The organism is Thiomicrorhabdus sp. (assembly GCF_963662555.1).
Taxonomy (GTDB): Bacteria; Pseudomonadota; Gammaproteobacteria; order Thiomicrospirales; family Thiomicrospiraceae; genus Thiomicrorhabdus.
The window spans coordinates 1,090,102-1,116,345 of sequence record NZ_OY759719.1; the positions used below are offsets into that span (position 1 = coordinate 1,090,102).

20 protein-coding genes, 2 tRNA genes and 1 other RNA gene are annotated in these 26,244 nt (G+C 38.3%); 12 read left to right on the forward strand and 11 right to left on the reverse strand.

What is annotated here, in order from left to right:
- Positions 1 to 114 precede the first annotated feature (114 nt).
- From prmA to ACORJQ_RS04700, 5 genes are all read right to left on the reverse strand, one after another.
- A complete protein-coding gene (prmA, locus tag ACORJQ_RS04680) occupies positions 115 to 993 on the reverse strand; it encodes a 50S ribosomal protein L11 methyltransferase (RefSeq protein WP_321326442.1) in 879 nt (292 codons plus the stop codon).
- A gap of 105 nt (positions 994 to 1,098) precedes the next feature.
- Positions 1,099 to 2,448 (reverse strand): acetyl-CoA carboxylase biotin carboxylase subunit, encoded by a 1,350-nt coding sequence (gene accC, locus ACORJQ_RS04685; RefSeq protein ID WP_321326443.1) that lies wholly within the window; start codon positions 2,446 to 2,448, stop codon positions 1,099 to 1,101.
- A gap of 11 nt (positions 2,449 to 2,459) precedes the next feature.
- Positions 2,460 to 2,924 carry an acetyl-CoA carboxylase biotin carboxyl carrier protein gene (accB, locus tag ACORJQ_RS04690; RefSeq protein WP_321326444.1) on the reverse strand — a complete coding sequence of 155 codons (465 nt, stop codon included), beginning with the start codon at positions 2,922 to 2,924 and terminating at the stop codon, positions 2,460 to 2,462.
- A 100-nt stretch (positions 2,925 to 3,024) separates the two neighbouring features.
- Positions 3,025 to 3,465 (reverse strand): type II 3-dehydroquinate dehydratase, encoded by a 441-nt coding sequence (aroQ, locus tag ACORJQ_RS04695; protein ID WP_321326446.1) that lies wholly within the window; start codon positions 3,463 to 3,465, stop codon positions 3,025 to 3,027.
- Positions 3,466 to 3,705: 240 nt separating this feature from the next.
- Positions 3,706 to 6,012 (reverse strand): protein-disulfide reductase DsbD, encoded by a 2,307-nt coding sequence (locus ACORJQ_RS04700; protein ID WP_321326447.1) that lies wholly within the window; start codon positions 6,010 to 6,012, stop codon positions 3,706 to 3,708.
- A gap of 237 nt (positions 6,013 to 6,249) precedes the next feature.
- On the opposite strand from ACORJQ_RS04700, the gene ACORJQ_RS04705 reads away from it, so the two are divergent.
- Positions 6,250 to 6,723: an FxsA family protein gene (locus tag ACORJQ_RS04705; protein WP_321326448.1), complete on the forward strand. Its 474-nt coding sequence runs from the start codon at positions 6,250 to 6,252 to the stop codon at positions 6,721 to 6,723.
- A 214-nt stretch (positions 6,724 to 6,937) separates the two neighbouring features.
- Here ACORJQ_RS04705 and ACORJQ_RS04710 read toward each other — a convergent pair whose 3' ends face one another.
- From ACORJQ_RS04710 to ACORJQ_RS04725, 4 genes are all read right to left on the reverse strand, one after another.
- Positions 6,938 to 7,786: an SDR family oxidoreductase gene (locus ACORJQ_RS04710; protein ID WP_321326450.1), complete on the reverse strand. Its 849-nt coding sequence runs from the start codon at positions 7,784 to 7,786 to the stop codon at positions 6,938 to 6,940.
- A gap of 218 nt (positions 7,787 to 8,004) precedes the next feature.
- Positions 8,005 to 9,216: an OmpP1/FadL family transporter gene (locus ACORJQ_RS04715; RefSeq protein WP_321326452.1), complete on the reverse strand. Its 1,212-nt coding sequence runs from the start codon at positions 9,214 to 9,216 to the stop codon at positions 8,005 to 8,007.
- Between the two features lie 615 nt (positions 9,217 to 9,831).
- Complete coding sequence (locus ACORJQ_RS04720) at positions 9,832 to 10,404, reverse strand: DUF302 domain-containing protein (protein WP_321326454.1); 573 nt, start codon at positions 10,402 to 10,404, stop codon at positions 9,832 to 9,834.
- 168 nt (positions 10,405 to 10,572) lie between these two features.
- Positions 10,573 to 11,715 carry a 4-phosphoerythronate dehydrogenase gene (locus ACORJQ_RS04725; RefSeq protein WP_321326456.1) on the reverse strand — a complete coding sequence of 381 codons (1,143 nt, stop codon included), beginning with the start codon at positions 11,713 to 11,715 and terminating at the stop codon, positions 10,573 to 10,575.
- Between the two features lie 200 nt (positions 11,716 to 11,915).
- Here ACORJQ_RS04725 and ACORJQ_RS04730 point away from each other — a divergent pair, with 200 nt between their 5' ends.
- The 11 genes from ACORJQ_RS04730 to recR all read left to right on the forward strand — a co-directional run bounded on the left by ACORJQ_RS04730 (position 11,916) and on the right by recR (position 23,708).
- Positions 11,916 to 12,551, forward strand: a complete 636-nt coding sequence (locus ACORJQ_RS04730; RefSeq protein ID WP_321326457.1) for an alpha/beta hydrolase — start codon at positions 11,916 to 11,918, stop codon at positions 12,549 to 12,551.
- Positions 12,552 to 12,886: 335 nt separating this feature from the next.
- A complete protein-coding gene (locus tag ACORJQ_RS04735) occupies positions 12,887 to 14,287 on the forward strand; it encodes a TolC family protein (RefSeq protein ID WP_321326458.1) in 1,401 nt (466 codons plus the stop codon).
- Between the two features lie 65 nt (positions 14,288 to 14,352).
- Positions 14,353 to 15,453 (forward strand): efflux RND transporter periplasmic adaptor subunit, encoded by a 1,101-nt coding sequence (locus tag ACORJQ_RS04740; RefSeq protein WP_321326461.1) that lies wholly within the window; start codon positions 14,353 to 14,355, stop codon positions 15,451 to 15,453.
- 1 nt (position 15,454) lies between these two features.
- Complete coding sequence (locus ACORJQ_RS04745; RefSeq protein ID WP_321326463.1) at positions 15,455 to 18,787, forward strand: efflux RND transporter permease subunit; 3,333 nt, start codon at positions 15,455 to 15,457, stop codon at positions 18,785 to 18,787.
- A gap of 293 nt (positions 18,788 to 19,080) precedes the next feature.
- Positions 19,081 to 19,578 carry a GlcG/HbpS family heme-binding protein gene (locus ACORJQ_RS04750; protein WP_321326465.1) on the forward strand — a complete coding sequence of 166 codons (498 nt, stop codon included), beginning with the start codon at positions 19,081 to 19,083 and terminating at the stop codon, positions 19,576 to 19,578.
- 118 nt (positions 19,579 to 19,696) lie between these two features.
- A tRNA-Ser gene (locus tag ACORJQ_RS04755) sits at positions 19,697 to 19,786 on the forward strand.
- 1 nt (position 19,787) lies between these two features.
- Positions 19,788 to 19,862 (forward strand) — tRNA-Gly (locus tag ACORJQ_RS04760).
- Between the two features lie 14 nt (positions 19,863 to 19,876).
- Positions 19,877 to 19,973, forward strand: an RNA gene (gene ffs, locus ACORJQ_RS04765) — signal recognition particle sRNA small type.
- 169 nt (positions 19,974 to 20,142) lie between these two features.
- On the forward strand, positions 20,143 to 22,707 hold the full coding sequence (dnaX, locus tag ACORJQ_RS04770) for a DNA polymerase III subunit gamma/tau (RefSeq protein ID WP_321326466.1): 2,565 nt from the start codon (positions 20,143 to 20,145) through the stop codon (positions 22,705 to 22,707).
- Positions 22,708 to 22,767: 60 nt separating this feature from the next.
- Positions 22,768 to 23,097, forward strand: coding sequence for a YbaB/EbfC family nucleoid-associated protein (locus ACORJQ_RS04775; protein ID WP_321326467.1), 330 nt, complete (start codon positions 22,768 to 22,770; stop codon positions 23,095 to 23,097).
- Positions 23,098 to 23,114: 17 nt separating this feature from the next.
- Positions 23,115 to 23,708, forward strand: a complete 594-nt coding sequence (recR, locus tag ACORJQ_RS04780) for a recombination mediator RecR (RefSeq protein WP_321326468.1) — start codon at positions 23,115 to 23,117, stop codon at positions 23,706 to 23,708.
- A 71-nt stretch (positions 23,709 to 23,779) separates the two neighbouring features.
- Here the strand turns inward: recR and argF are convergent, their stop codons facing one another.
- Positions 23,780 to 24,685: an ornithine carbamoyltransferase gene (gene argF, locus ACORJQ_RS04785; protein WP_321326469.1), complete on the reverse strand. Its 906-nt coding sequence runs from the start codon at positions 24,683 to 24,685 to the stop codon at positions 23,780 to 23,782.
- 4 nt (positions 24,686 to 24,689) lie between these two features.
- On the reverse strand, positions 24,690 to 25,871 hold the full coding sequence (locus tag ACORJQ_RS04790; protein WP_321326471.1) for an aspartate aminotransferase family protein: 1,182 nt from the start codon (positions 25,869 to 25,871) through the stop codon (positions 24,690 to 24,692).
- Between the last annotated feature and the right edge of the window lie 373 nt (positions 25,872 to 26,244).

The window sequence follows — 26,244 nt, forward strand, 5'->3', positions numbered from 1 at the left end:
TAAAGAATTAATGGTCTTTTACTAGGCCTGGTATCCATTTTGAGAGGCGACCAGGCCTGGTAAAATTATTTTGGCTTGTGTATTAAAAGTAAATGCACAAGTAAATAAAGCGAATTAAGCTTGTTTTTTGCCCGATAACAATCCCCATTCCTCTTTTGTTTCAAAAGTATCTAGGGTGATTCCAATGGTTTGATAGTGTTGAATTAACTCATCAGCTTGAGTCGCTAACAGTCCAGAGAGTGTTAAGGTTCCACCTGGTTTTAATAAGCGGTCAAACTCTGAAGAGAGTTCTTTTAAAGGCCCGGCTAAAATATTGGCGACAATCATATCAGCGGGTTCTGCATCAAAGTCTTTAACCAGTGCAAAAGGAATCGCTTCATTGTTACGCTTGGCATTTTCAATACTTGCGGTAATCGCTTGCGGATCAATGTCGGTGCCTGAAACCGATTTAGCACCTAACTTTTGAGCCGCTAAAGCTAAGATGCCTGAACCACAACCGTAATCTATCACGCTTAAATCTTTTGGCGGGTTTTGATCTAACCAGGTTAAACATAAAGAAGTAGTAGGGTGTGTGCCCGTTCCAAAGGCCATGCCTGGGTCTAAATAGAGATTGACTGCATCAGGTTGTGGGGCTTCTGTCCAGCTTGGCACAATCCATAGATTATCACCAAATAGCATTGGTTTAAATTGATCCATCCAGGCTCTAATCCAATCTTTGTCTTCAAGCTGTTCAACTTTGAATTGGTTAGGTTTTAATTCTGGAACGATTTGAATAAGTAATTCAATAATCGCTTTGCTATCCACATCTGCATCAAATAAGCCAATGACTTTGGTATTACCCCAAATTGGAGTAGTGCCAATTTCAGGTTCGTAAATGGGTTGGTCTTTGGCATCTTCAAAAGTTACAGAAGCGGCATTCGCTTCCATAAAAGCATCCGATAAGGGTTCTGCTAATGCTTCTGGCACAACCGTGTTGATTTGAATCCAAGCCATTTTGACTCCTAAAATTATTGAATCTGTGTAAAACAAAAAACCTCCAATACCAAAAGGCATTAGAGGTTTTAGATGTGAAACATGTTCACAAAAAAGCGTATTTTCTTAAACTAAGTGTTCTAAACGCTCTTCTAAATAGTGAATGTTACGTCCACCGTCTTGGAAGCCGCCATCATTCATGATTTCACGTTGAAGGTGAATATTGGTTTCAATTCCTTTAATCACCATTTCGCTCAACGCACTGTCCATACGAGCGATTGCAGTATCACGACAACTACCAAAACAGATTAGTTTACCAATCATTGAATCGTAGTGCGGTGGAATGGAATACCCTGTATAAATGTGAGAATCCCAACGAACACCTAAACCGCCTGGTAAGTGTAATCTTTCAATTTTACCAGGTGATGGCATAAAGTTTTTAGAAGGGTTTTCAGCATTAACACGACACTCAATAGCGTGACCAGTTATCTTAATGTCTTCTTGTTTAAGTGTTAATGGCATGCCAGCGGCCACTTCAATTTGAGCTTTTACTAAATCAATACCTGTAACCATCTCAGTAACACAATGCTCAACCTGTAAACGTGTGTTCATTTCAATGAAATAGAATTCACCATTTTCATACAAGAATTCAAATGTTCCTGCACCACGGTAATTGATCTCGATACATGCTTTAACACAAGCGGCACCAATTCTTGCACGTTGCTCTTCAGTTACACCAGGAGCAGGGGCTTCTTCAACTACTTTTTGGTGACGACGTTGCATAGAACAATCACGCTCACCTAAATGAACAGCATTACCTTGACCATCGGCTAAAACCTGAATTTCAACATGACGTGGATTCTCTAAGAATTTTTCCATGTACACTTCAGGGTTACCAAAGAAGCTACCCGCTTCAGATTTAGTAAGCTGAATAGATTTAAGTAGGCTGGCTTCAGTATGAACAACACGCATACCACGGCCACCACCACCACCAGAAGCTTTGATGATAATTGGATAACCAATCTCTTTTGCAATACGATGGTTTTCCGCATCATCATCACCCAAAGGACCACCAGAACCAGGTACAGTTGGTACACCTGCGGCTTTCATAGCTCGAATGGCAGAAACTTTATCTCCCATAATACGAATCGTTTCGGCTTTTGGACCAATAAAGGCAAAACCACTCTCTTCAACACGTTCCGCAAAGTCGGCATTCTCAGAAAGGAAACCATAACCTGGGTGAATCGCACTGGCATCAGTCACTTCAGCCGCAGAGATAATCGCTGCCATATTTAGGTAGCTGTTAGTTGATGCTGGAGGTCCAATACAAACGGATTCATCAGCTAATAAAACATGTTTTAAATCGGCATCTGCCGTAGAGTGAACTGCAACGGTTTTAATGCCTAATTCTTTACAGGCTCTTAAAACACGAAGAGCAATCTCTCCACGGTTAGCAATTAGAATTTTATCGATCATATTGCTATTCCTTATTCGATTACGAATAGAGTTTGACCAAATTCAACTGGCTCACCATTGACGGCAACAATTTGTTTAACTGTTCCAGATTTATCAGATTCAATCGGGTTCATAATTTTCATTGCTTCAATAATACAAAGAGTATCGCCTTCAGACACTTTATCACCAACCTTAACAAACGCACCTGCATCTGGAGATGGTGAAGAGTAGAAAGTACCAACCATTGGTGATGTTACCTTATGTCCGTTAGCTTCTGTTGAAGCCGGAGCTTCAGGTTCTGCAGTTGGAGCTGCCGCGGCAACAGGCGCTGCTGGAGCTGGAGCAGCCATTGGGGCCGCTGCTGCTGGAGCTTGAACAATGACTTGTTCTTTGCTACGAGAGATGCGGATGTTATGTTCACCTTCTTTGATTTCAATTTCAGCAATGTCTGATTGTTCTACAATTTCAATTAGTTTACGAATTGAACGAATATCCATTTTGTATCCTCTGGTCTTATTTTTTTAGCCTGTTAAACAAGCTGTTCAGGTTGAATAGTTTTAAAAGTTTATTTGTTTTTTACTTGGCTAAATTTGATTATTAGTCATCTAACTTGTCAATAATTGCTTCAAAAGCCAATTGGTAACCTTTGGTTCCCAGGCCCGCAATTACGCCTTCTGCAAGGTCTGAAAAGTAAGAATGGGTTCTAAACTCTTCACGCTTATGAATGTTAGACAAGTGAACTTCAATAAATGGCACATTAATTGTGGCTAAAGCATCACGAATGGCGATACTTGTATGAGTGAAAGCAGCAGGATTTATGATGATATAGTTTGTACCATCATCCATTGCTTGGTGAATACGTTCTACAATTTCATGCTCTGCATTGCTTTGAAAATCAAATAGACGAACATTGTATTCATCTGCTAGCTCTAATAGGCCCTCAATAACGTCTTCAAGAGTTTCAGAACCGTAGATTTCTGGTTCACGTCTTCCCAGCATATTGAGGTTTGGTCCATTAATCACCAGAATTGTTGCCATAACTTGCCTTTGTAAGCGTATTTACAAGTAAATTGAATGGCTGAATTATAACGTAAGTGCAGTAATATCTCTACGTAAATAACAATAAAACTAAAAGGTTTTTTACGTGAAATGATGCGTTCTGTTTTGAATGTGCTAGAAATTATATGAAAATTGAAATTTTCTATAGTTTGGAAATGTTGCAACTAAACCCCAGGAGGGAATAGTTGCAATTAAAGACTTTAATTCAAGAGAGATGAATTATTTGTAAGCATTATTGATGTTGTTAGTAAAAGCTTCTGGTTTTTTAAAACCGACAACACGTTGTGCTTTTTGTTCTTTACCATCAGCGGTAAAAAACAAAATACCTGGTGGTCCAATAATTCCAAACTGTTTCATAAGGGCTTTATCGGTATCATCATTAGCGGTTACATCAGCTTGTAGAAGAGTTACCCCTTTTAATGCGTTGTGAACGGCTGGATCAGTAAAGGTTCTAGCTTCCATCTCTTTACAGCTAACACACCAGTCAGCATAAAAGTCGAGCATAACTGGTTTACCTTTAGCCAGTTCTGCTTGTAAATCAGCTGGTGATTTAATGGTTTTAAACGTTAAGTGCTCTGATTGTGTTTGAACGTGAGAACCTCCACCTTGAAACACTTTTAATGGTTGAAACATTTGTGTGCTTCCACCGAGTAAGCCAATTAAGATCATTGTGCCGTATAAGAACAGGACTAAACCAAACCCTTTGGTTAGCTTTAACCAGCCAGATTTTTCTGCAGTACTTTCAAAGGCTCCTAGGTAAACGGCAGACATAATAAATAAAATTGCCCAGCTCAGCATGGCAACTTCAGGTGGCACAATACGTTCAACCATCCAAATAGCCACACCAATTAACATGACACCAAATACAGCTTTAACGTTATCCATCCAAGCTCCAGCACGTGGTAATAATTTACCAGCTGATGTACCAAGAAGGAGTAGTGGTAATCCCATACCCATACTCATTGCAAATAGGGCGGTTCCACCTAATAAGGCATCACCGGTTTGCCCTATGTAAATCAGTGCACCTGCAAGAGGAGGGGCAACACAAGGACCAACGATTAATGCAGATAAGAAGCCCATTACAGCAACACCAGTTAAGGTTCCACCTTGTTGTTTATTAGAGATATTAGTTAATTTTGTTTGTACAGAATTTGGAAGTTGTAGCTCATAAAAACCAAACATAGATAGGGCTAGCAACATGAAAATAGCGGCAAAACTACCAATAATCCATGGGTTTTGGAAAGCAGCTTGTAAGTTTTCACCAAACATCCCAGCTAAAACACCGGCCACGGTGTAGGTTACCGACATCGCTAGAACATATACCAGAGACATAACAAAGGCACGGCGAGTAGTAAGTTGATCACCTTGACCCACAATAATACTCGATAAGATCGGAATCATTGGGAATACACAAGGTGTGAATGCCAGTAGTAAACCAAAAATAAAGAAGGTAGCAATTACAATCCAAACACTACTGTTTTTAAGTGTGTCAGCAATTTGATCAGTTTCTGAAAGGGCTTGCTTATCAGTATTTACAGCTACGTTTTGATCTGCTGTATTCGAGTTGTCAGCAGCACTAGTGGTTGTTTTTACACTACCTACCGCAAGCGTAATTTGTTTTTTGATTGGTGGGTAACAAACACCAGCTTCGGCTGAACATCCTTGGTACTCAATTTGAATAGTGGCATCACCGCTAAGTTTTGTAACGGGTAATGAGGCAGCTAAATCACCATGATAAACCAGTGTTTTACCAAAAAGTTCGTCATCAATTAATTCTGCTTTAGGTAACTTTAATTCGCCTAAAGTGGCATCACCTTTTACTACTGACGCTTTAATCTTGTCTTTATAAAGGTGGTAACCGTGGGCGATTTTCCAATTTAGATCGATTTGACCATTTTTGTTGGTTTGTTCAGTAAATGCAAAAGCTTGGTCAGCATCTAATAACTCAGGTTGGTCACTTTCCTCTTTTAAATAGTTATTAAGTTCAGATAAAGAATTTAGATTACTTTCTTTTGTTGTTGTCGATGCAGTTACTTGAGCTGGTAAAGTAACTGTAAAGGTTCTTGTTTGTGGTGGGTAACAGACTCCAAGTTTATCAGCACAGCCCTGGTATTTAATGGTAAGTTCTGTTGATTTCGCTGCACCACTGTAAGGAATGGTAATGGTCGCTTGATGATGAAATACGTCACTTTTGCCAAATAATTCGTCATTGACAGTGTCAAATTTTGAGTAGCTTGGAGAACCCAGAGTAATGTTAGTTGCGGTAACTGACATTTTATCTTTATAGAGTTTATAGTCATTAGCAATATCCCAGCTAACTACAATGTTTTGGTTTGCTACGGTAGGCTGGTTTAAAACAAAGGCTTGGTCAACTTCAAGTAACTCATCACTTGCCGACACGTTTGTAGAAAAGAGTGAACTTAGTACAATTAAAAGGCCAGTAAAAAAAGTAAATGCTTTTTTTCTGCTTTCACTGCATAAAAGGCTGAGCTTATCTGTCTTGGGTATTGGCTGTACTGAACTCATAAATTTTCTCATTCGTTAGTGCTTGAAAAACAAAAAATAATCGTTATAAAAAGTTAAAGCTTTTAAACGACTAGGCTTGCTGTTTAGATGTTTTAATAAAGCATCAATTATAATCTTTTATTCACTTTAATAAAGTGAGCTTAGACTTAAATTGTAATATTAAATTTTTACTCAATACTTTTAGAAAAAGTTTGCGTTAAATTGATTTTTTACTTTGTATATATTAGAGACCAGAAAATGCGAATTTTATTTCTACTTATTTTTATTGTTCCACTCATTGAACTCTATTTTTTAATTCAGCTGGGTGATGTTATTGGCGCTTTGCCAACGGTTTTACTGACTGTTTTTACTGCGGTATTTGGTGTTGCGTTAATGAGAAGCCAGGGATTAGCCATTATGCAAAATGTACAGCTTGAGCTTGCCGCAGGTCGCTCACCGCAAGAGAGTATGTTGGAAGGTGTGTTTATCTTTTTAGGTGGTGTGCTTTTATTTTTTCCGGGTTTAATCACTGATTTTATAGGTTTGCTGTTTTTAGTCCCGTTTGTACGTAAGTTTTTAATTAAACAAAGTACAAAAGGAATGCAAGCTCGAGGTCGTTTCCGCTATCAACAAAACGATTCTGTTTATGAAGGTGAATGGGCTGAAAAGCCAGAACAACCACCTAAAACTATTAAAAATGACATGTTAGATGGTGAGTTTAAAGAAAAATAATAAATTACCAGTAATTTATACCTTCTTGGCGGGGGGTAAAGCCCTAATGTAGAAACATAGGTAAAGAAATATCATACGTCTTCTAAACCACGCACGTTACCTAACTTCGCACTCGTCTTCCTCTGACTTGTCCAAAGGATTCTATTTTTTTCGAATAAAGATTATCGGGTCAAGCCCGATAATGACAGTGTATATTTGAGGCTGTTTGGTTGCTTTAATCAAGAGTGTCCAGGAGAGCAAGATATCCCGCTTGATAGTCTGGATAAATAAATTCATAACCCAAATTCACAATTCGAGCATTGGATAAGCGTTTATTGCTTCGCATTTGGCGAGAAGATTCTTTAGGTTCTATATGTTCTACATCAGGTACACATAACTGTTCAGAAAGCCAGTCGTACACTTCACAAGATAGAGTAGGGTTACTATCTACTCCAATGTAAATTGACTCTAAACTGTTTGGTTTTTCAATGTCTTTCTCTAATAAAAAGGCTAGCATGCCAGCGCAATCTGCTGAATGAATACGGTTGCTCCAAACATCTTCCATACAATGAGCTTTACCGTTTAGCACTAAGTCAATTAGATGTGTTCTTCCTGGACCATAGATGCCACCAAAACGCACTACGGTAGAAGGGATATTGCTGTTTAGAGCCAACTCTTCACCTTCTAAAAGACGTTTGGTAGAAAAGTTTAAATCTGAAGTAGGGCTATTTTCATCTACTTTTTCACCGTCAGACTGCCCAAAAACAGAAGAACTTGAAATAAAAATAAAACGTTTAATGTTGTGATTTTTTAAAGCTTGTAAGGTGTGTTTTACGCCTAAAACATAGGCTTGATAATAGGCTGAATCTTTATATTTGCTTGCTGACGCAATATAAAAAACATAATCAATCTCTTCAGGTAGCTCAGGTAAAGCAAAAGCTAAATCCGCTTGAATGGGGGTGATTTTTTCCGGAAGTTCTTCAATATTGCGTCGTAAACCAAAAACAGTGTGATTCTGCTCACTCAGTATTGAGCCAAGCTGACAACCAATATCACCGCATCCTACAATTAAAATATTTGCCATTTATTCTCTTCCAAATATGTAAAGTCTATGTAAAACCATTTTCTGCAATAGTATGCATAAACGTATCAAAATACAATAAGCAAAAGATTAAAAATTTAAGTCGTAAATAAAAAATTACCAGGCCTGGTAATTTAAAGAAAGGCGTTTGTTTAAATAATAAAAAAGCCGTACTAGATAAATCTAGTACGGCTTGATAAAACTAATTAAAAAGTTGTTAATTAAAACTTATAACTCATTTGTACTGAATAACCAAGTTCGCTATGCTTAGTAGTGACATCTCCAAATGTCGGACCAAATGCAGTTGTTTTAAAGGTTTTTGTGGTTTCAGGTGAATATGCAACAGCAGCATCAACAGATAAGTTTTTGCTTACAGAGTAACCTCCACCAAATGTGAAGTGTTGCTCTGCTGTTGCAGGGAAAAATCCTAAGTTAAAGAAGTTTTTTGCTGCTCCATCAGGTGTGGTAGCGTTTTGCTCTTTAACTGGCGTATCACCTTTGTTATAACCTACTGCTAGCCAGTAGTCATTAGCAGAGTATTTAGCACCTAAAGCAAATACGTTTTGATCTTCCCAGCCAAATTGTTTATAACCTTTCGCATCGCCCCATTTGATTTGTTTAAAGTCTGCTGCAAAGGTAATGTTATCCATTTGGTATGCCGCACCTACTTTAATTTGGGCAGGCTGTTCCAAGTGATCATTTGTAAAGCTTGTTACACCAAAACCACTAAAGCTATTAAGTTGTGTTGTGATTTGGTCTTTGTATTCCATGTCAATAGCGGAATCATAAGATGCACCAAGGGTTAAGTCACCTGTTTTGTAGGTTGCACCTACGGTATAACCCCAACCAAGATCAGAAGAAGTGCCCGCACCAACTACATTTCCACCGAATACAGATTGGTCTTCATGGATGTCTAATGAACCATATTGCAGTACTGGTGCAAAACCTACCGCAAAGTTATCTTCATTATAAGTTACAGATGGTGCAAACTTTAATAGCTGTAGGTTTGATGAAGCATCGAATGTAGATAGTAATCCGCCTGCATCAGCATTTGAATAGTCAACACCTAACCCAGAGGTACCCCACATCCCTAAACCAAATGTCCAGTTTTCATTTATTCTTGTTGCTGTAGAAACGGCTGGAATTACGTACATATCACCATCACTAGTCAATTCAGTAGGGAAAGATGTAGTGCTGTTTTTTATAGATGGCATGAAAACAGTTCCGCCAATATTGAATTCTGTTCCAGTAACTGATCCTGTCGAAGCTGGGTTTGTTAGTATTCCTTCTGCACCATGAATACCTGATACACCTGCGCCACCCATTGCAGTTTCGTTCGCACCGGTAGAAATCATGTTATCACCGTTGGTTGCCATTGCTGAAGTCGCGAATATTGCTGTTGAGATTGCTAATGCTAATTTAGTTTTTTTCATTGTCTCTTCATTCTCTTTTTTGGTTTTATTTAAACTGGCTTTGGTTTTTTTTATTTTTACCAGGCCCGTTTTCTTGTCGACATCTACTATGCAATATTTATTTTTACTTTGGTAATTAAAAAAATTTAATGAGCCATTAGTTTCTATATCAGAAGTTGGTGATATTTTAATATATGGGTCTATAAAAATTTTTAAGAGGGGTAAAATGTTGATATTAAAGGGAAAATAAAAAAAGTCTTGTACGGGGTGTTTGTTTTATTTTATAAGTATTAGAAAGCTCTAATATGTAGTTTTTACTTATGTTGTAAATATGCAACACTATTTGAGGTTCTTTAGTGGTTTTACCTCTAACGAGTTGAGTGCCTGTTAGGTGCTTTTTGCTCAGTTTTATTGAGAGTGATTGATTGTATGAATGAGGTGGTTAAGGTGTTTTAGGAATAAAGAATATTAATAAATTATAGGTATCAAGTTTTGACTGATTGTATATTTATATAGTTTGTTTAGAGATAATTCTTAAACACAAAAAAACCGCGAGTTGTTTAACAATTCGCGGTTTTGATTTTCAAGCCTGATGATATTTACCAGGCCTAATAGGTCTGCTGAATATTCTAAAAATTAGAATGCTCCAGATTTACCTTTTTGTAGCATTTCCCACATAGTGTTACGAACTTGCATGGTTGCTTCGTAAAGTTCTGGTGGCATTTTTTTACCCATTTTAATTGCCATATCCATGTTCATTGTATAAATATGAAGACGACCATCTGGCTCTTCAATAATGTTTACACGACAAGGAAGGAAGCCACCCATTGCTGGTGAGAAGTCAACCATTTTACGAGCTGTTTCTGGGTTACAGAATGACATTACATGAATAACACCAGATTTAATGCCACGTGCTTTTAGTTCTTCAGAAAGAGGTAGTTCACCAACGTTTTTAATGTTGTTTGCAATACCTACACCGTTGATAGCATCAATAACGTCTTCTAGTGCAACACCTTCATCAACAGTTACTTCCCACATAGTGGCATCAGCAATGTCACCGTCTGATGCAACCCACTTGTCCCAGACTTGCATGAAAGTTTCACCAGCACCATCGTTTAGGTTGCTGATTGCGTTCATTGTTCCACAGCCTGATAGCGTTGTTACTGTTACAGCTAAAATACCTGCTTTAAATAAGTTTGATAATTTCATTCTTTTCTCCGTTGCAATTGGATATTTTTGTGTATTGAGTAGGATTATATTTCCCAGCTCCAATTTGGTCATTAAGTAGATTACAGAGTATTTATTCAATTGGAAACCTAAAAAAATTATAGGTTTTATAACTTTATTTTATTAAGAATTGCTAATACTCTAATATGTTTATGATCCACTAAGGGTAAACCCTAATGATTCTAATAAGTTATTGAGTTTTGAGTTTTGAGTTTTAAAAATATTATGTTGATGCCATTCTCTATAAATAGGAAAATTTCTTCTATAATTTTCATATTTTTGGTGTGTTTCTATCATGTTTTTTGAGCGAATAGCTAAATCGTCATTAATAATATTATGTGTTTGGGTGAATAAATCGTTGAGTGTTTTTTGAATGGATTTACATTCAATTACTTTTATAGGTTGTGGCGGTTCTGGTAATTGCTGTTGCCAGTCATTACTCGGATTTATGTTCCAGTGTTGGCAGAGTGCGTGGTAAACCATTGAGCTACCAGCAACTTTTGCGTCTAATGAATGGCCTGCAATGTGTGGTGTTGCAATTAAAGCGGTTTTATAGAGTGCCTCATCAATATAGGGTTCATTTTCCCAGCAGTCGATAATATTGCACAAGGTTTGGGTTTTTGACCAGGCCTGTTCATTAATAATGCCTCCGCGAGCAGCATTAATTATAATTTGGTTTGGCTTAATTTTGGCCAGCTTGTTTTCACAAATAAGTTGATAAGTCGGATAGTTGCCATCTTTAGTTAATGGAGTATGAACGGTGATAATATCAGCGGTCAGGCAAGTGTCTAAATCAGTAAAGTCAGGATTTTTTTGCAGGCCTGGTTCTTTCTCTATTCTTGGCGGGTCATTTAATAAACAGGTAATGCCTAATATTTTGGCTTTGTTATACACTCTTTGCCCTACATTACCTACACCGATAATTCCCAGTGTTTTTTGAGTTATATCAAATTCAAATTGTTCAGCAAGTTGAAAAAGAATGGTAATAATAAATTCTGCTACTGAATTTGCATTGCAGCCTTGTGCAGAGTAAAAAGTAATACCGTTATTTTTTAAGTAAGTTTGATTAATATGATCTAGCCCAACAACAGTACTACCTACAAAACTTACATTACTGTTTTTTAAAAGGTCTTCATTGACTTGTGTTCTAGAGCGAACAATTAAAGCATCAGCATCTTTTACGGTTGCTGCATTGATTGATTTGCCTGGTAAGGTGATGATTTCACCTAAGTGAGAGAATATGGCGTGAGCATAAGGTACGGCATCATCGATAACGATTTTTTTTATTTTCATTTTGTTTGTCTATTTATATAGTGTGTTTGTTAGAGTTATTAACAGAAATAGTTTAGGTAAAATTGATTGTTTTTATTTTGCTATGAATTAGGCTCAGTGTTGGAAATGTTTGAATACAGTGTCACTACAACCTTTATACAATGAGCAATTAAGACTATATTCATATAATAAAGAGTAATTACTCATATTAATAGTAGAGAATGAGTTTGAAGAAGAAAGCAGAAACAAAATTAATAAAAGGCGATGTGGGTAATATTGAAGTACGAATTAAACCCACACAAACTATCGACGTTAGCTCAAAAAAACAGCTAGTGGTGATCAGCCATCCACACCCTCTTTATGGAGGTACCATGAACAATAAAGTGGTTACCACATTAGAGCGAGCCTTTTCCCATTTAGGATATATCACTATCGCTTACAATTTTAGAGGGGTAGGACATAGTGATGGAGAGTATGACAATGGCTTAGGTGAGCAAAAAGATTTACAAGCTGTCATTAACTGGGCTCAGAGTGAATTTGATGTTGATGAAACCGTGTTGGCTGGTTTTTCATTTGGTAGTTACGTTACTTTGCAAGCACATAAAAAGTGCAATGTAGATGCCTTGTGTACGATTGCTCCGCCAGTTGGGTTGTATGATTTCTCTGATATACAAGACATTATTTTGCCTTGGGTGCTGGTTCAAGGGGGGCAGGATGAAGTTATTTCTGCACAAGAAATCCTTGATTGGGCTATGAAGCAAGATGCTAAACCTGATGTTTACTGGAGAGATAAAGCAAGCCATTTCTTTCATGGAGAGTTGATTTGGTTGAGGAAAGTGATTGAGATGGCTTACTAAATGGTGAGTGTTTTTGAAATATATAAGAATTTGCTTATATTTACTAAATGCATATAATATCAGCAATTGCTTATATGCTAATAAGCTTGAGTTATCTCTAAATACTCGCTAATGTTACTAAATCTCAACTAAGAGACTTTTGCACAAAACCAAAAATCAATGAAATGGCTAAATTTTCATTGATTTTTGGTTATTGGTATTTAAAAAGGTTTCCAAAATAAAAGGTAATATTTTCTGGGAAATTTAGAGTTGTGCAAAAGGATGGTTAACCATCCTTTTTTGCTTTATATCTTAAGTAAATCTATTGTTAAAAAGCTTGAGTCGCTGGAGTCAGAATGAAACAACAAAAAATGGTAAAACGTAAATTAACAGCATGGATAATTGCGTTGTCTGCAAGTATGCCGCTAGCAGCTAATGCACAAGAATATGATTTTAAAGCCTGTGTTGAAACTGCTTTAAATCAAAATCCGGAAATGTCGGCAAGTGCTGCTAGAATTGAACAGGCCGAAGGTGCTTTAACCAAGGCTGAGTCAAGCCGTTTACCACAAATTACCCTTTCTGTTACTGGCAGCAACTCTGATAACGCTTTAAATGTGTTTGGTATGAAGTTACAACAACGTCAAGCGACATTTGGGGATTTTGGTATTAATCAGTTTCCGTTTGCTGATCCAGCTTCATCTAGCAATATTGCACCAAGTGATTTAAATAACCCTCAAGCTCATACTGATTTTAATACCCGTATTGAAATGCTGATTCCTGTATGGAATGGCGGCAAGATTAGTAGTTACGAAGACCAAGCTAAAGCAATGATTAATGCTGCCAAAAAAGGTGATTTAGCGGTACAGCAATTCTTAACCTATAACGTTTATCAAGCTTATGAGGCAGTGCATGCGGCACGCTCATTTGTTAAGGTTGCTGAGCAAGCAGTACAAACGGCTGACTCATATGTGAAAACTACCAGTAATTTAGTCGAGCAAGGTATTGTGGTTCGCTCAGAGTTTTTAAGTGCAAAAGTGAATCAGTCAAGTGCACAAGTAGCTTTGTTAAAGGCCAAAGGGCAAGAGGAAATTGCATTAGACACTCTTAAAATGTTAATGAATGTGGATGCATCTACAAAAGTGGATGTGGCCAATCGAGTAGATTTAGAACTACCTGTTGATAATGCAGAAGAACTTTTAGGTATGGCTCTTAATGGTAACTATGAACTAGATGCTAAACGTAAACAAGCGGCTTCAACTAGTTTTTCTGTTGAAGCAGCCAGAGCTGATTACTACCCTAGCTTTAATGTCATGTTAAGACAGGATTGGAATGATGAGAGCTTGGCATTAAATAATGGTTCTTATACCATCGCAGGTGTTGTGTCATGGAAAATTACCGATTTTGGTGTAACTCGTGGTTCGGTGGATATGGCAAATGCATCTGCGGCTGAGAAAAAAGCGGCCGTTAAATCTCAAGAGAATACGTTGCGTTTAGATGTGCTGACATCTTGGAGAAAATTGCAAATTGCTAAAAAACAGGTGCAATCAAATGTGTTAGCTGTTCAGCAAGCGACTGAGGCTCAAAGCCTGATTATGAAAAGATACAAAAATGGGGTTTCAACCATTACAGAGGTCCTTGCTGGAGAAACGCAGTTAGATAGGGCTCGTGCAGATTTGGTTTCTTCACGTTATGACGTAAATGTGCTTAAAGCTAAGTTGTTATTGCTAACTGGACGTATGGATATTGCTCGTATCTAACAAGACATATTAGAAAATAATAGATGATTTTAAAGATTAATAAGAATATGGAATTGAGGTTAAAAATGAAACAAATCTCTAAAGTAATTGGGATGTCATTATTAGTGGCAACTTTAGGTTTATCGGGGTGTAATCACGAAGAAGAACAGGTGCAAAACAAAGAGTCAGCTAAAAAAGTGATTGCTGATGTTTACACGGTTTCTTTAGGTTCTGTGCCATTAACATCTGTTGTGCCGGGTGCAGTTGTGCCAGATCAAAAGGCTCAAATCGCTTCTCGATTAATGGGATACATCAAAAATTTAGATGTAAAAGTTGGTGAGAAAGTTAAGCAAGGAGATCTTTTATTCTCAATTGATTCAGGTGATATTAAAAGTCAAATTTCTCAAGCGCGTTCTGGCTACCAGCAGGCTCTAGCAGCATTAACAGATGCTCGCTTAGACTTTAATCGTTTTACTAAATTGTATAAAGAAGACTCGGTTTCTAAACAGCAGTATGACAAAGTGCGTTTGCAATTAAGTGTTGCTGAAGAGAATTTATCCTCAGCTAAATCGGGGTTAGACCAAGCTAAAGCACAATTAAAGTATGCAAATGTTACGGCACCATTTGACGGCGTTATTGTTGAGAAAATGGCTGTTGCAGGTTCTTTGGCCGCACCAGGCAACCCAATTGTGGTTATGGAAAACCTAACTTCTTTAAGTGTGCAAACTCAAGTGTCTGCAGATTTGTATGCAGTTTTACGAAATGGCGATACTGCAAAAATATTAATTGATGGTATTGATAAGCCTTTTGTAGGAACCATCTATACTTTAGTAAGTGCTGCAGATCCAAAATCACGTACTCACACGGTTAAGTTAAGCTTGCCGAATGTAAATGATGTGAATAGTGGTACATTTGCTCGTGTGAGTTTTACTCGTGGTGAACGTCAAACAATGATGTTACCAACTTCAGCGGTAGTTAATCGAGCTGGCATTGAAGGTGTCTTTGTTGTTGAAGACGGCCGTGCTTTCTTTCATATGGTTAGAACAGGAACCGTGATTGGTGACATGGTTGAGATTCAATCTGGTTTGGCTTTGGGTGAGCAAGTGGTTATTAGCAACAATGCCGATATGTTAAACGGTGATGAGGTTGAATCTGAAAAACCTGTGAACGCAGCCGAAGGAGAATAAGATGGCTGAAAATCAAGTTCAAGACCAGGTAAAGCCTGAAGCGGACCTGAACATAGCAGGAAAGCTTGCTAAAGCGTTTATTCATTCAAAAATTACGATGATGATGGTGGTGGCTGTAACCCTTGCAGGGATTATGGCTTACCTGATTACACCACGTGAATATAATCCCCAAATTGTTGTTCCTGCGGCCAATATTATTGTACCGAAAGCCGGTGCTACGCCTGAAGAAGTCAATAATATGGTGGTCAAACCATTAGAGACTATTTTAAGTGCTTTACCAGGTGTGGATCATACTTTTGGTTATGCTTCCAATGACTTTGGTGTAGTAACAGTTCAGTTCGAAGTAGGTGAAAACCAGGTAGATAGTTTGGTTAAGGTTTATAACCAGATTATGCAAAACATGGATAAGATGCCGCCAGATACTCAACAACCGTTAATCAAACCTATTAACGTTGACGATGTCCCAATTATGACGTTAGCGGTAACTTCAAATGAGTTATCTGGTTATGATTTACGTGATATATCGCTAAAGTTGGTAGAAAACTTACGAAATATCCCAGGGGTTTCATTCTCTGATGTTATTGGTGGTAAAAAGCGGGCAATTAATGTCTGGTTAGATGCGCAAAAGATTGCATTAACAGGCCTGTCGTTAGATCAGGTTAGTGAAATGTTGAAAGGCAGTAATGTCTCTCTGCCAGTTGGTTCTGTTGTTAACAATAACCATGATAAGCTGATTCGTGTTAATGGCTATTTAGGTAATGCTAAAGAAGTAGGCGAACTTGTTATTGGCTCAAATAATGGTCGTCCTATTTATTTAAAAGATATTGCAACCATTTCTGACGGCCCGCAAGAGTCTCAAAGTTATACTCGATTAGGGTTCGGTCCTAACTCAAAAGAGGGTACACATGAGCAACAAGCAGTAACCATTACTTTAGCTAAGAAGCCTGGTACTAATGCAGTAGATGTTGCAAATGCGGTGTTGGAGCAGTTAGCTCAACTTAAAAAGTCGGTTATTCCTGCTAATGTGCATGTTGTTGTTACTCGAAACGACGGTGAAAAGGCCAATGCGGCAGTAAACCTATTAATGGAACACTTGGGTATTGCGGTGGCTTCTGTTGTTGTCATTTTAGTGCTTTTCTTAGGTTGGAGAGAAGCTGGAATTGTGACCTTGACAGTGCCATTAATATTATTTGTGGTTTTGTTTATTGGGATGCTTGCTGAGCAGACCATTAACAGAATAACGTTATTTGCACTTATTTTATCGTTGGGGTTGCTTGTTGATGCGGCCATAGTGGTAATAGAAAATATACACCGGCATATTCATGATGGCTTTGATCCCGAAAATTTTGATGAGGTATTGATTAAAGCGACTAATGAAATAGGTAACCCAACAAACGTTGCAACCATTGCAGTTATTTTAGCGTTTATTCCTATGTTGTTTGTTACAGGAATGATGGGGCCATTTATGGCACCGATTCCATTTAATGTACCTGTTGCCATGATTGCTTCATTGGTGGTTGCCTATATTTTAGTGCCTTATTCTGCCTATAGATTGCTTGGTAAAAAAGCTATTAAAGAAATGAAAAGACGTGAGAGTTTAGAAACTCATCACGTGACAAAAGAAGACTGGATGCAAAAGTTGTATGTGAAAGCCATCAGTCCAATGATTGAGAGCCGTACAAAACGTAACATCTTTTTGTTTGTAGTATTGCTTTCATTAATTGCGGCGATGATTCAGCCTGCACTACAATTTATGCGTGGTGACGGTATGAATAATCCACTTCACCCACTTGGTGTAGAGGTGAAAATGCTGCCTTATGACAATACCAGTACATTCTTAGTACAGGTTGATATGCCTGAAGGAACTGCTTTAGAAGCAACGGATCGAGTGGTTAGTCATGTAGGTGAGCGTCTCTCTCATACGCAATTTGTAACGGATTACAGTGTATATTTAGGTAATCACGCTCCCATTGATTTTGCTGGTTTAGTGCGTGGAGACTTAATTAAAGAAGGGGCTAATTTTGCTCAAATACGTGTTAATTTAGTTAATAAACATGACCGTAATGTCTCTTCTCATGAGATTGTTGAAAAATTTAATATTCAGTTGAATGATTTACGTAAATCGTTCCCAACGGCAAATATTAAGCTGTATGAAACCCCTCCAGGCCCACCTGTTACTACTCAAATTATGGCTGAGTTATATGGCCCAGATTATGATAAGTTACGTGAAGCCGCAAAAGAGGTAACTAAAGCCTTTAATCAGGTTTATGGCTTAATCAATGTGGACGATTCTGTCACCGCAGATAATGTCAGTTACCAAATCAATATTGACCGTGAACAGGCGAGCCTTTTGGGCGTTGCACCTGCTCAAGTCAGCAAGATGTTGCGTGACTACATAAATGGTTTTGAATTGGGTTATATGCACCTTGATAGTGTGCGTGAACCAGTAAATATTATTGTACGTTTACCACGTTCAGAAAGAACGGTCGCAGAGCAGATGATGTCTTTACAGGTTCAATCTCGTTCGGGGGCTTCAGTTCCATTGTCTGCAGTTGCCAAAGTTGATGAGGTTTTATATGCAAAACCTATATTAGGACGTGATCAGCATCAGATGGTTATGATTGGTGGTGAGTTATTGCAATCAAGTCCTGTCTATGCGGTGTTAACCCTGGATAAAATGTTAGATGGTGTCAAACTCCCTAACTCAGGAGTGACTTTCCATACGGCTAATTTAGGATTTGTTCAAGCACAGCCTGATGATGTTATGAATTACACCATTCTGTGGGGTGGTGAAATGCGTTTAACATTAGATGTGTTCCGAGATATGGGGAGTGCATTTATTGTTGCGTTGATCTTTATCTACTTAATCTTAGTGGCTTACTATAAATCCTTTATGATGCCAGTCATTGTAATGGGAGCGATTCCATTGACTATGATTGGTGTATTTCCTGGTCACTGGTTAACGGGTCAAGCGTTTACTGCTACATCAATGATAGGGGTGATCGCACTTGCGGGAATTGTGGTTAGGAACTCGCTACTACTGATTGACTTTATTTTAGAGTACCGAGCAGAAGGTAAGTCATTAAAAGATTCAGTTATTGAGGCAGGTAAAGTTCGATTCCGTCCAATTTTATTAACGGCTTTAGCTATTATGTTCGGTTCTATGATTATGATTACTGACCCTGTATTTGGAGGGTTAGCAGTATCGTTAATCTTTGGAACTCTGTCTTCTACTGTATTAACCTTATTGGTTATTCCACTGTTGTATTATATTTGGCAGTGGCATGGTGGAGTGAAACAGCAAGAAGCTTTAGAAAAACAAGCTAATGCTTAATACAGTTAATACTGTTAACACTGAGTAAGCTAAGAGCTATATTTAATAGATTTAGGCTAACTTAATAAGAACCGGGATAGAAATTCTGTCCCGGTTTTTTTTATGTCTATGGGTTTACCTGGCCACTAAAATTCATAACTAATTGAGAATGAGAAAGTTTATATTACGTTTTTAAAAATTGAACATTGTTTTCTTAAGAGTAGAACAATTAAAAGGTTATACTTTAGATCCATGTTTGTACTATTTTGTACAAGTTTTGCATGTTCATGTTTAATAGCATAGGAAATGAAAATATGAAAAAATTAGCTCAAGCACTTATTGTTGCAGGTGTAACCGTTGCAGGAACTTTTCCTGCTCATGCTGAAGAGGCTATGACTGTCAATGTTGCACGCATTACCGCAGATACTGCAAATACTATTGCAGTGAATACTATTAAAGCATGTAGAGAAAAAGGGATTCCCGTAAGTGTTACGGTTGTGGATAGAAATGGAATTGTTCAGGTACAAATGCGTGACACCACAGCTCCACCAGTATCACTTAATATCAGTAAGAAAAAAGCTTATACTTCAGTTATGTTTAACGTCAAAGGTTCTCAGCTTGAAGGGCGTGCAAAAGGACCTCTACCAACTCTTGGAGAAGGGTTAGCATTTATGGCTGGTTCTACGCCAATTGCTGCTGGTGGTAAGATGTATGGAGCAGTGGGTGTAAGCGGAGCACCAGATGGTAAAGATGATGAAGCTTGTGCTATTGCAGGTGTACAATCAGTGCTTGAAGATCTAGAAATGCAATAATCAATGCATTTAGCTCTCATGTACTAGCATTTATTCACAAATCCTAACTTATTCAAGTTTGCGCCAGTTGTCTCCTAGACAAGGGGGGTTATACCAAGTATAATTCGCCACTTGTTCGGGAGAGCTGGCTGAGAGGCTTAAGGCGCACGCCTGGAAAGTGTGTATAGGTTAATCCCTATCGAGGGTTCGAATCCCTCGCTCTCCGCCAAGCGGGTATCGTATATTGGCTATTACCTCGGCCTTCCAAGCCGATGAGAGGAGTTCGATTCTCCTTACCCGCTCCAAATTATGGTGACTCTATTCGTCCCCTCGCGACGCTAAGTTGGGAACTCCGCCAGGTCCGGAAGGAAGCAACGGTACCTTCTGATGCGTGCGCCGAGGTAAGGCGGGTAGGGTTGCCACCCTTTTATCTATTCTATTTTATTCCATAAAGTTCTTATCTTATTGTTTACTTCTATCGTTGTTTGGTGAATTTACCAGGCCTGGTAAATAGTTCTGATTTTGTAATGAAATCACGTTAAAATGAACCCCAATTTTTTCTTATGTAAGAGTTGTTGTTCTCGTATGAGTTATACCGTTTTAGCAAGAAAATGGCGCCCTAAAAATTTCTCAGAGTTAGTTGGTCAGTCGCATGTTATGCAGGCATTGTCAAATGCATTAGATCAACAACGTCTGCATCATGCCTATTTATTTACGGGTACTCGCGGTGTTGGTAAAACAACAATTGCACGAATTTTTGCCAAGGCTCTTAATTGCCAAGAAGGCATCTCTTCAAAACCTTGTGGTGTTTGTGAAACCTGTCGTTCAATTGATGAAGGTCGATTTATTGATTTGATTGAAGTTGATGCGGCATCAAAAACCAAGGTGGATGATACTCGAGAGATTTTAGACAATGTTCAGTTTGCTCCCACCCAGGGAAGATACAAAGTCTATTTAATTGATGAAGTTCACATGCTTTCTAAAAGCAGTTTTAATGCTTTGCTTAAAACTCTTGAAGAGCCACCAGAACACGTAAAGTTCTTACTTGCTACCACTGATCCCCATAAGCTGCCTATTACGGTGCTTTCGCGCTGTTTGCAGTTTAATTTAATGCGATTAACTCAACCGCAAATTCAAAACCATCTAGCTCATATTTTGGCTCAAGAACAAGTACCGTTTGAAGATGGCGCTTTGGCATTAATTGCCAAAAGTGCAGATGGTTCAGCTCGTGATAGTTTAAGCCTTTTAGATCAGGCCATTGCTTATGGTGCGGGGCAGGTCATGTTTGAACCTGTGCAAACAATGTTAGGTTTGGTTGATCAGCAATTTGGTGTCGCAATATTAAAAGCATTAGCTGATGATGATGCAGGGCAGATAAAAACCGTTATTCAGCAATTAGCTACTATGGGGGTTGATTACCAAGCATTGTTATCTCAATTAATAGAGACATTACACGCCATCTCTTATGTTCAGATATTTGCTGATAATGAAACCACTACCTTGCTACCGGTAGAGATTGTTCAAAATTTTGCTCAAAAATTTGCTCCAGAAAGAGTGCAGTTGTTATATCAGGTCGCACTGCTTGCTAAGCAAGATATGCAATTAGCACCAGATATTCGCATCGGCTTTGAAATGGCTTTAATGAGAATGTTAGCGTTTATGCCTGCGGAGTCAAAAGAGCTTTCTGAATCTCAAATGACTCAGTCTAAACCTCTGCAAAAAGAGACACAAAATCAGGCCCTAGAAAAAGGCAATTTAGAAAATCCGATGGATGCTCTTGCAAGCTTAGCAACAGCAAGATCTTTGGTTGGAAAAAAAAACGATGAAATAAGCGTAGCTAATGGTTCTAATGAAGAGGTAAGTCAGCAATCTAACTCAGAAATCAATTCTCAAATTCATACACCTGCCTCCCAAGAGACTCCTTCACAGACCGTTTCTGTACAAGAAAATTTATCAACAGACCGTGTAAGTGAGTTTGAAATGAATTATTCAACTGGAGATTCTTCACTCTCTGTTGATGATAGTTCATTAACTGCTTTTGATGATACTCAGGCTATTCCAACTGATTCAGTTTCTGAGCCGGAAAATTCATCACAGCCCGAGCATGCAATAGCGGAAGCAACAGTCCAAACAACCTTGCAAACAAACAATCATAATTCTGTCTCTCATCAAGATGTTACTAGCAAATCAAGTCATAGTGATCACTTAGCTCAAATCCGGGAGAGATTAAAACAACCGTTTGGCAATTCAAACCAAAAGTTTTCATCGGCACAACCTGATGTTTCTCAAACTGAGAATCAAGTCTCTACTCCCAAAAATTTATCAGAGACATTGAATAATATTAGCAATCAATTTAATGATTCCCATCTGGTAGAAAATTCTATTCCAGTTGAGCAGACTGCTAGTGGGGGGGCGGTGAGATCCGATAATATTGAGCAGGGATCTACAAATTTAGAAAGTAATTTAGTAGATAATTTTGTAAGTAATCACAATGGCTACGTAGGTAGTGATTCATCTGACAATCAGGCTTTAAAAAGTCAGTCATTAGAGAATCACGAGCCACCGCCATGGGCTTTAGAAGAGATTCCAGCTTCACAAGAGTCGATGAATTTAGAAGCTCAAAATGTAAGCGTTATGGATGAACCATACGAACAGATTGAGCAGAGTGTTCAAGAAAATCAACTTAATCAACCTGAAGTGCCAGAGCAACCTAGAGTTAATGCTACTGTTTTAGAGCAGAACACTGGCATAACTGAATTTATACCATCTGGTGATAAGCTCTCAGATTGGATTTCTATTATTGATATCTTAGAGCTGAAAGGAATGGCTTCTGAAATGGCTAGGAATAGTGTTCTAGTTGAATTAACTGATTCTGTTCTGGCGATGAGTATTGACCCTAATCAACAATACGCTAAGCCTGAAATGTATTTTGAACAGATTGCTCAATCAATAAAGGCCAAGCTGGGGTCTGATATAGAGTTTAAAGTTGTAGAGACTGATAGTCACGATACGCCTGCAAAATTCTATGCTCAGCAAGAATCAAATAGATTGGCTGATGCACAAAACTCGATTGAAACAGATGGAATGGTTCAGCAATTGGTTACAACATTAGGTATGGAAGTGATTGCTGGAAGCATCAAACCAGTATAATTAAACGGATATATTTCAAACTCTCTAATTAAAATTAGAAAATACTAAAAAGGAAAAATTATGTTTGGCGGAAAAGGTGGCCTTGGCAATTTAATGAAACAAGCACAAGAGATGCAAAAAAATATGCAAAGTGCTCAAGAAGAAATTGCAAAAATGGAAATTAATGGCGAAGCAGGCGGCGGCATGGTAAAAGTTGTTATGACTGGAAAGCATGAATTAGTTAAGGTAGAAATCGATGATTCTTTAATGGATGATAAAGAGATGTTAGAAGACCTATTTGCTGCCGCTGTAAATAGTGCATCACGTAAAGTTGAAGAAGTCACTCAGGAAAGAATGGGTGGTTTGACTGCAGGTATGGATATGCCTGCAGGAATGAAAATGCCATTTTAAATCGTTGAGTATATTCATTGCAAAGTCCCCTTATTAAAGAACTCATTGAGGCCTTTAGAGTTTTGCCTGGAGTTGGCCCAAAGTCTGCACAACGTATGGCCTACCACCTTTTAGAAAGAAACCGCAATGGTGGTATGGTACTGGCACAAGTCTTGCAAAAGGCCGTTGAAGAGATTCAACATTGTTCTAAATGTCGTACATTAACTGAGCAAGAAACCTGTTCAATTTGTAATTCAAGTCACCGTGAGACAGGAGAGCTCTGTATTGTTGAATCTCCATCTGATATAACGGTGATAGAGCAATCAGGGATTTTTCAAGGTCAATATTTTGTGCTAATGGGACACCTTTCACCTATTGATGGTATTGGTCCTCAGCAGATTGGGCTAGATGTTTTAGAAAAGCGTTTGTTGGATGGCAAGATAACAGAGCTTATTATTGCAACAAACCCGACAGTGGAGGGTGAAGCTACGGCTCATTATATCCAGCAAATTGCTCAAAGACTAAGTGTTACTGTTTCGAGGTTGGCTCAAGGAATTCCTATGGGGGGGGAGTTGGAATATTTGGATAGTGGTACACTTTCTCAAGCTTTTTTAGCGAGAAAAACAATCTAAACCTTGCTTTAGAATTTAAACTTACAAAAAAGCCCGCATTAGCGGGCTTTTTTGTATAGATTTAATGTCAGTTATTTTGCCATTAAAAACTCAAGAAGTGCTTTTTGTGCGTGAAGTCTATTTTCTGCTTCATCCCATACCACTGAATCTGGGGCATCAATCACTTCTGCGGTGACTTCTTCACCACGGTGAGCCGGTAGGCAGTGCATAAATAAGGCATCTTTGTTTGCTTGATTCATAACGTCTTGATTGACTTGATAATCAGCAAAGGCCTTTTCACGCAGCTTTTGCTCTTCTTCTTGGCCCATGCTGGCCCAAACATCGGTCACAATAAGGTCTGAGTTTGTTGCGGCCTCTAAGGTGTTACGAACAATCTCAACACGGTCACTGTGAGCATTAACAAGATCCATGTTTGGATCATATCCTTCTGGACAAGCAATGCGTAACTTGAAGTCATATTGTTCTGCAGCATTGATATACGAGTGGCACATATTGTTACCATCGCCAACCCAGGTAACGGTTTTACCTTGAATGCTACCACGGTGTTCTTGGTAGGTTTGCATATCGGCTAATAGCTGGCATGGGTGATAATCATCCGTTAATGCATTAATAATGGGTACAGAAGAGTGTTGAGCAAAGGTTTCAACAATATCATGTCCAAAAGTTCGGATCATTATGCCATCAGCCATACTAGAGATAACTCGAGCACTGTCTTCAATGGGTTCACCTCGACCTAACTGAGTATCGTTTGATGATAAAAACAAAGCGTGACCACCAAATTGGGTCATGCCAGTTTCAAAAGAAATGCGCGTACGAGTAGAGGATTTTTCAAAAATCATTGCTAAGGTTTGATTTTTTAGAGGTTCGTAAATTTCACCAGAATGTTGCATTTTTTTTAGCTCAATGCCACGATGCATTATTTGCTGAAGTTCTTCTGGAGTTAAATCTTTTAGGGTTAAAAAGTGTCTTACAGTCATCTTTCTAATCTTTCTTTTTGTTTAAATAAGTTTTAATCAGCTCGCTGAGTTTTTCAACAAGTTCATCTGTTTGTTCTTGGCTCATGACAAAGGTCGGCAGTAATCTAACCGTGTCACCACGAGTTACATTGATTAATAAACCTTGCTCCAGTGCTAGGCTAACCAGCTCTCCACAAGGCTGGTTGAGTTGAATGCCAATCATGTAACCTTTACCACGGATATCTACAATTCCTTGAGTATCGCTTAATTTGTTTTTAAATGCATTGACAAGTTTTTCACCTTTTTTGGCAATAGCGTCTACAAACCCGTGAACTTCGATGGTGTTTACGACCGCTAGGCCAGCAGCACAAGCTAATGGGTTGCCGCCAAATGTTGTACCGTGATTACCAGGTACTAGCACTTGTGCCGCTTTTCCGTGAGCTAGGCAGGCACCAATTGGTACACCGTTACCAAGTGCTTTAGCAAGGCTCATAACGTCAGGTTTGATGTTGTCATGTTGAAATGCAAACCAACGTCCTGTTCTACCAATACCAGTCTGAACTTCATCAACCATAAGTAACCAATTATTGGTGTCACAAATTTCTCTAAGTGCGGCTAAGTAGCCTGGCTTTGGAACATGCACACCGCCTTCACCCTGTACGGGTTCAACCAAAATAGCAACAATGTTATGGTTTTCTGAATGCTGTTTTACGGCTTCAATATCATCATAAGGTACACGTATAAAACCTTGAACTAAGGGGGCAAAACCTTCATGAACTTTTGCATTTCCAGTTGCTGAAAGAGTTGCAAGTGTTCTCCCGTGAAAACTGTTTTCCATTACGATAATAGCTGGGTTTTCAATGTTGTTTTGATGTGCATATTTGCGGGCGATTTTAATCGCGGTTTCATTCGCTTCGGCACCAGAGTTACAGAAAAATACTCTATCCATTCCCGAATACTGAATGAGCTTATCGGCCAATTTGGTCTGATTCTCAATCTCATATAGGTTAGATGTATGAATTAAATTTTGGCTTTGCTCACAAATTGCTTCGCTTACATTTGGGTGAGCGTGGCCTAAGCTACATACCGCTATACCACTAATGGCATCAATATAGGTTTTACCATTGGTGTCTTGTAATGTCGCACCATGTCCTTTTTTAAAGGTTACAGGCATTCTTGCATAAGTGTTCATTAAGTGGTCTGACATAAATTTTTAACTATGGCGTATTACGCCAAAAAGTCACTCCGTAAACAAATGAAATGGATAAACAAAAAAAGCAACCTGAGAAGGCTATTTATAAAAACCTATAGTGTAAATCCTATGAAGAATTACAAGAGGTTAGATGTTTATAAATAGTTTCTGCAAGGTTGCTTTTTTGAGGATGCATTCTGACGTTTTGTTCTTGTCTTTTAATGCATGTTTTCAAACAAATTATATTAGCGAATTTTAAAAAAAAATCAAGTCTAATCGGTTTTGATAAGCAAAAATTAGCATATATTGTATTAAAGACGGTTTTTGAAAAGAATATTAGCGAAAATTAAAGAATATTCAATTCAGTAGCAGAGTATTTAGGATAAAA

Bases quoted from the DNA above. Each gene is read 5' to 3' on its own strand.
- prmA (WP_321326442.1), bottom strand. From the start codon at position 993: ATGGCTTGGATTCAAATCAACACGGTTGTGCCAGAAGCATTAGCAGAA.
- accC (WP_321326443.1), bottom strand. From the start codon at position 2,448: ATGATCGATAAAATTCTAATTGCTAACCGTGGAGAGATTGCTCTTCGT.
- accB (WP_321326444.1), bottom strand. From the start codon at position 2,924: ATGGATATTCGTTCAATTCGTAAACTAATTGAAATTGTAGAACAATCA.
- aroQ (WP_321326446.1), bottom strand. From the start codon at position 3,465: ATGGCAACAATTCTGGTGATTAATGGACCAAACCTCAATATGCTGGGA.
- ACORJQ_RS04700 (WP_321326447.1), bottom strand. From the start codon at position 6,012: ATGAGTTCAGTACAGCCAATACCCAAGACAGATAAGCTCAGCCTTTTA.
- ACORJQ_RS04705 (WP_321326448.1), top strand. From the start codon at position 6,250: ATGCGAATTTTATTTCTACTTATTTTTATTGTTCCACTCATTGAACTC.
- ACORJQ_RS04710 (WP_321326450.1), bottom strand. From the start codon at position 7,786: ATGGCAAATATTTTAATTGTAGGATGCGGTGATATTGGTTGTCAGCTT.
- ACORJQ_RS04715 (WP_321326452.1), bottom strand. From the start codon at position 9,216: ATGAAAAAAACTAAATTAGCATTAGCAATCTCAACAGCAATATTCGCG.
- ACORJQ_RS04720 (WP_321326454.1), bottom strand. From the start codon at position 10,404: ATGAAATTATCAAACTTATTTAAAGCAGGTATTTTAGCTGTAACAGTA.
- ACORJQ_RS04725 (WP_321326456.1), bottom strand. From the start codon at position 11,715: ATGAAAATAAAAAAAATCGTTATCGATGATGCCGTACCTTATGCTCAC.
- ACORJQ_RS04730 (WP_321326457.1), top strand. From the start codon at position 11,916: ATGAGTTTGAAGAAGAAAGCAGAAACAAAATTAATAAAAGGCGATGTG.
- ACORJQ_RS04735 (WP_321326458.1), top strand. From the start codon at position 12,887: ATGAAACAACAAAAAATGGTAAAACGTAAATTAACAGCATGGATAATT.
- ACORJQ_RS04740 (WP_321326461.1), top strand. From the start codon at position 14,353: ATGAAACAAATCTCTAAAGTAATTGGGATGTCATTATTAGTGGCAACT.
- ACORJQ_RS04745 (WP_321326463.1), top strand. From the start codon at position 15,455: ATGGCTGAAAATCAAGTTCAAGACCAGGTAAAGCCTGAAGCGGACCTG.
- ACORJQ_RS04750 (WP_321326465.1), top strand. From the start codon at position 19,081: ATGAAAAAATTAGCTCAAGCACTTATTGTTGCAGGTGTAACCGTTGCA.
- dnaX (WP_321326466.1), top strand. From the start codon at position 20,143: ATGAGTTATACCGTTTTAGCAAGAAAATGGCGCCCTAAAAATTTCTCA.
- ACORJQ_RS04775 (WP_321326467.1), top strand. From the start codon at position 22,768: ATGTTTGGCGGAAAAGGTGGCCTTGGCAATTTAATGAAACAAGCACAA.
- argF (WP_321326469.1), bottom strand. From the start codon at position 24,685: ATGACTGTAAGACACTTTTTAACCCTAAAAGATTTAACTCCAGAAGAA.
- ACORJQ_RS04790 (WP_321326471.1), bottom strand. From the start codon at position 25,871: ATGTCAGACCACTTAATGAACACTTATGCAAGAATGCCTGTAACCTTT.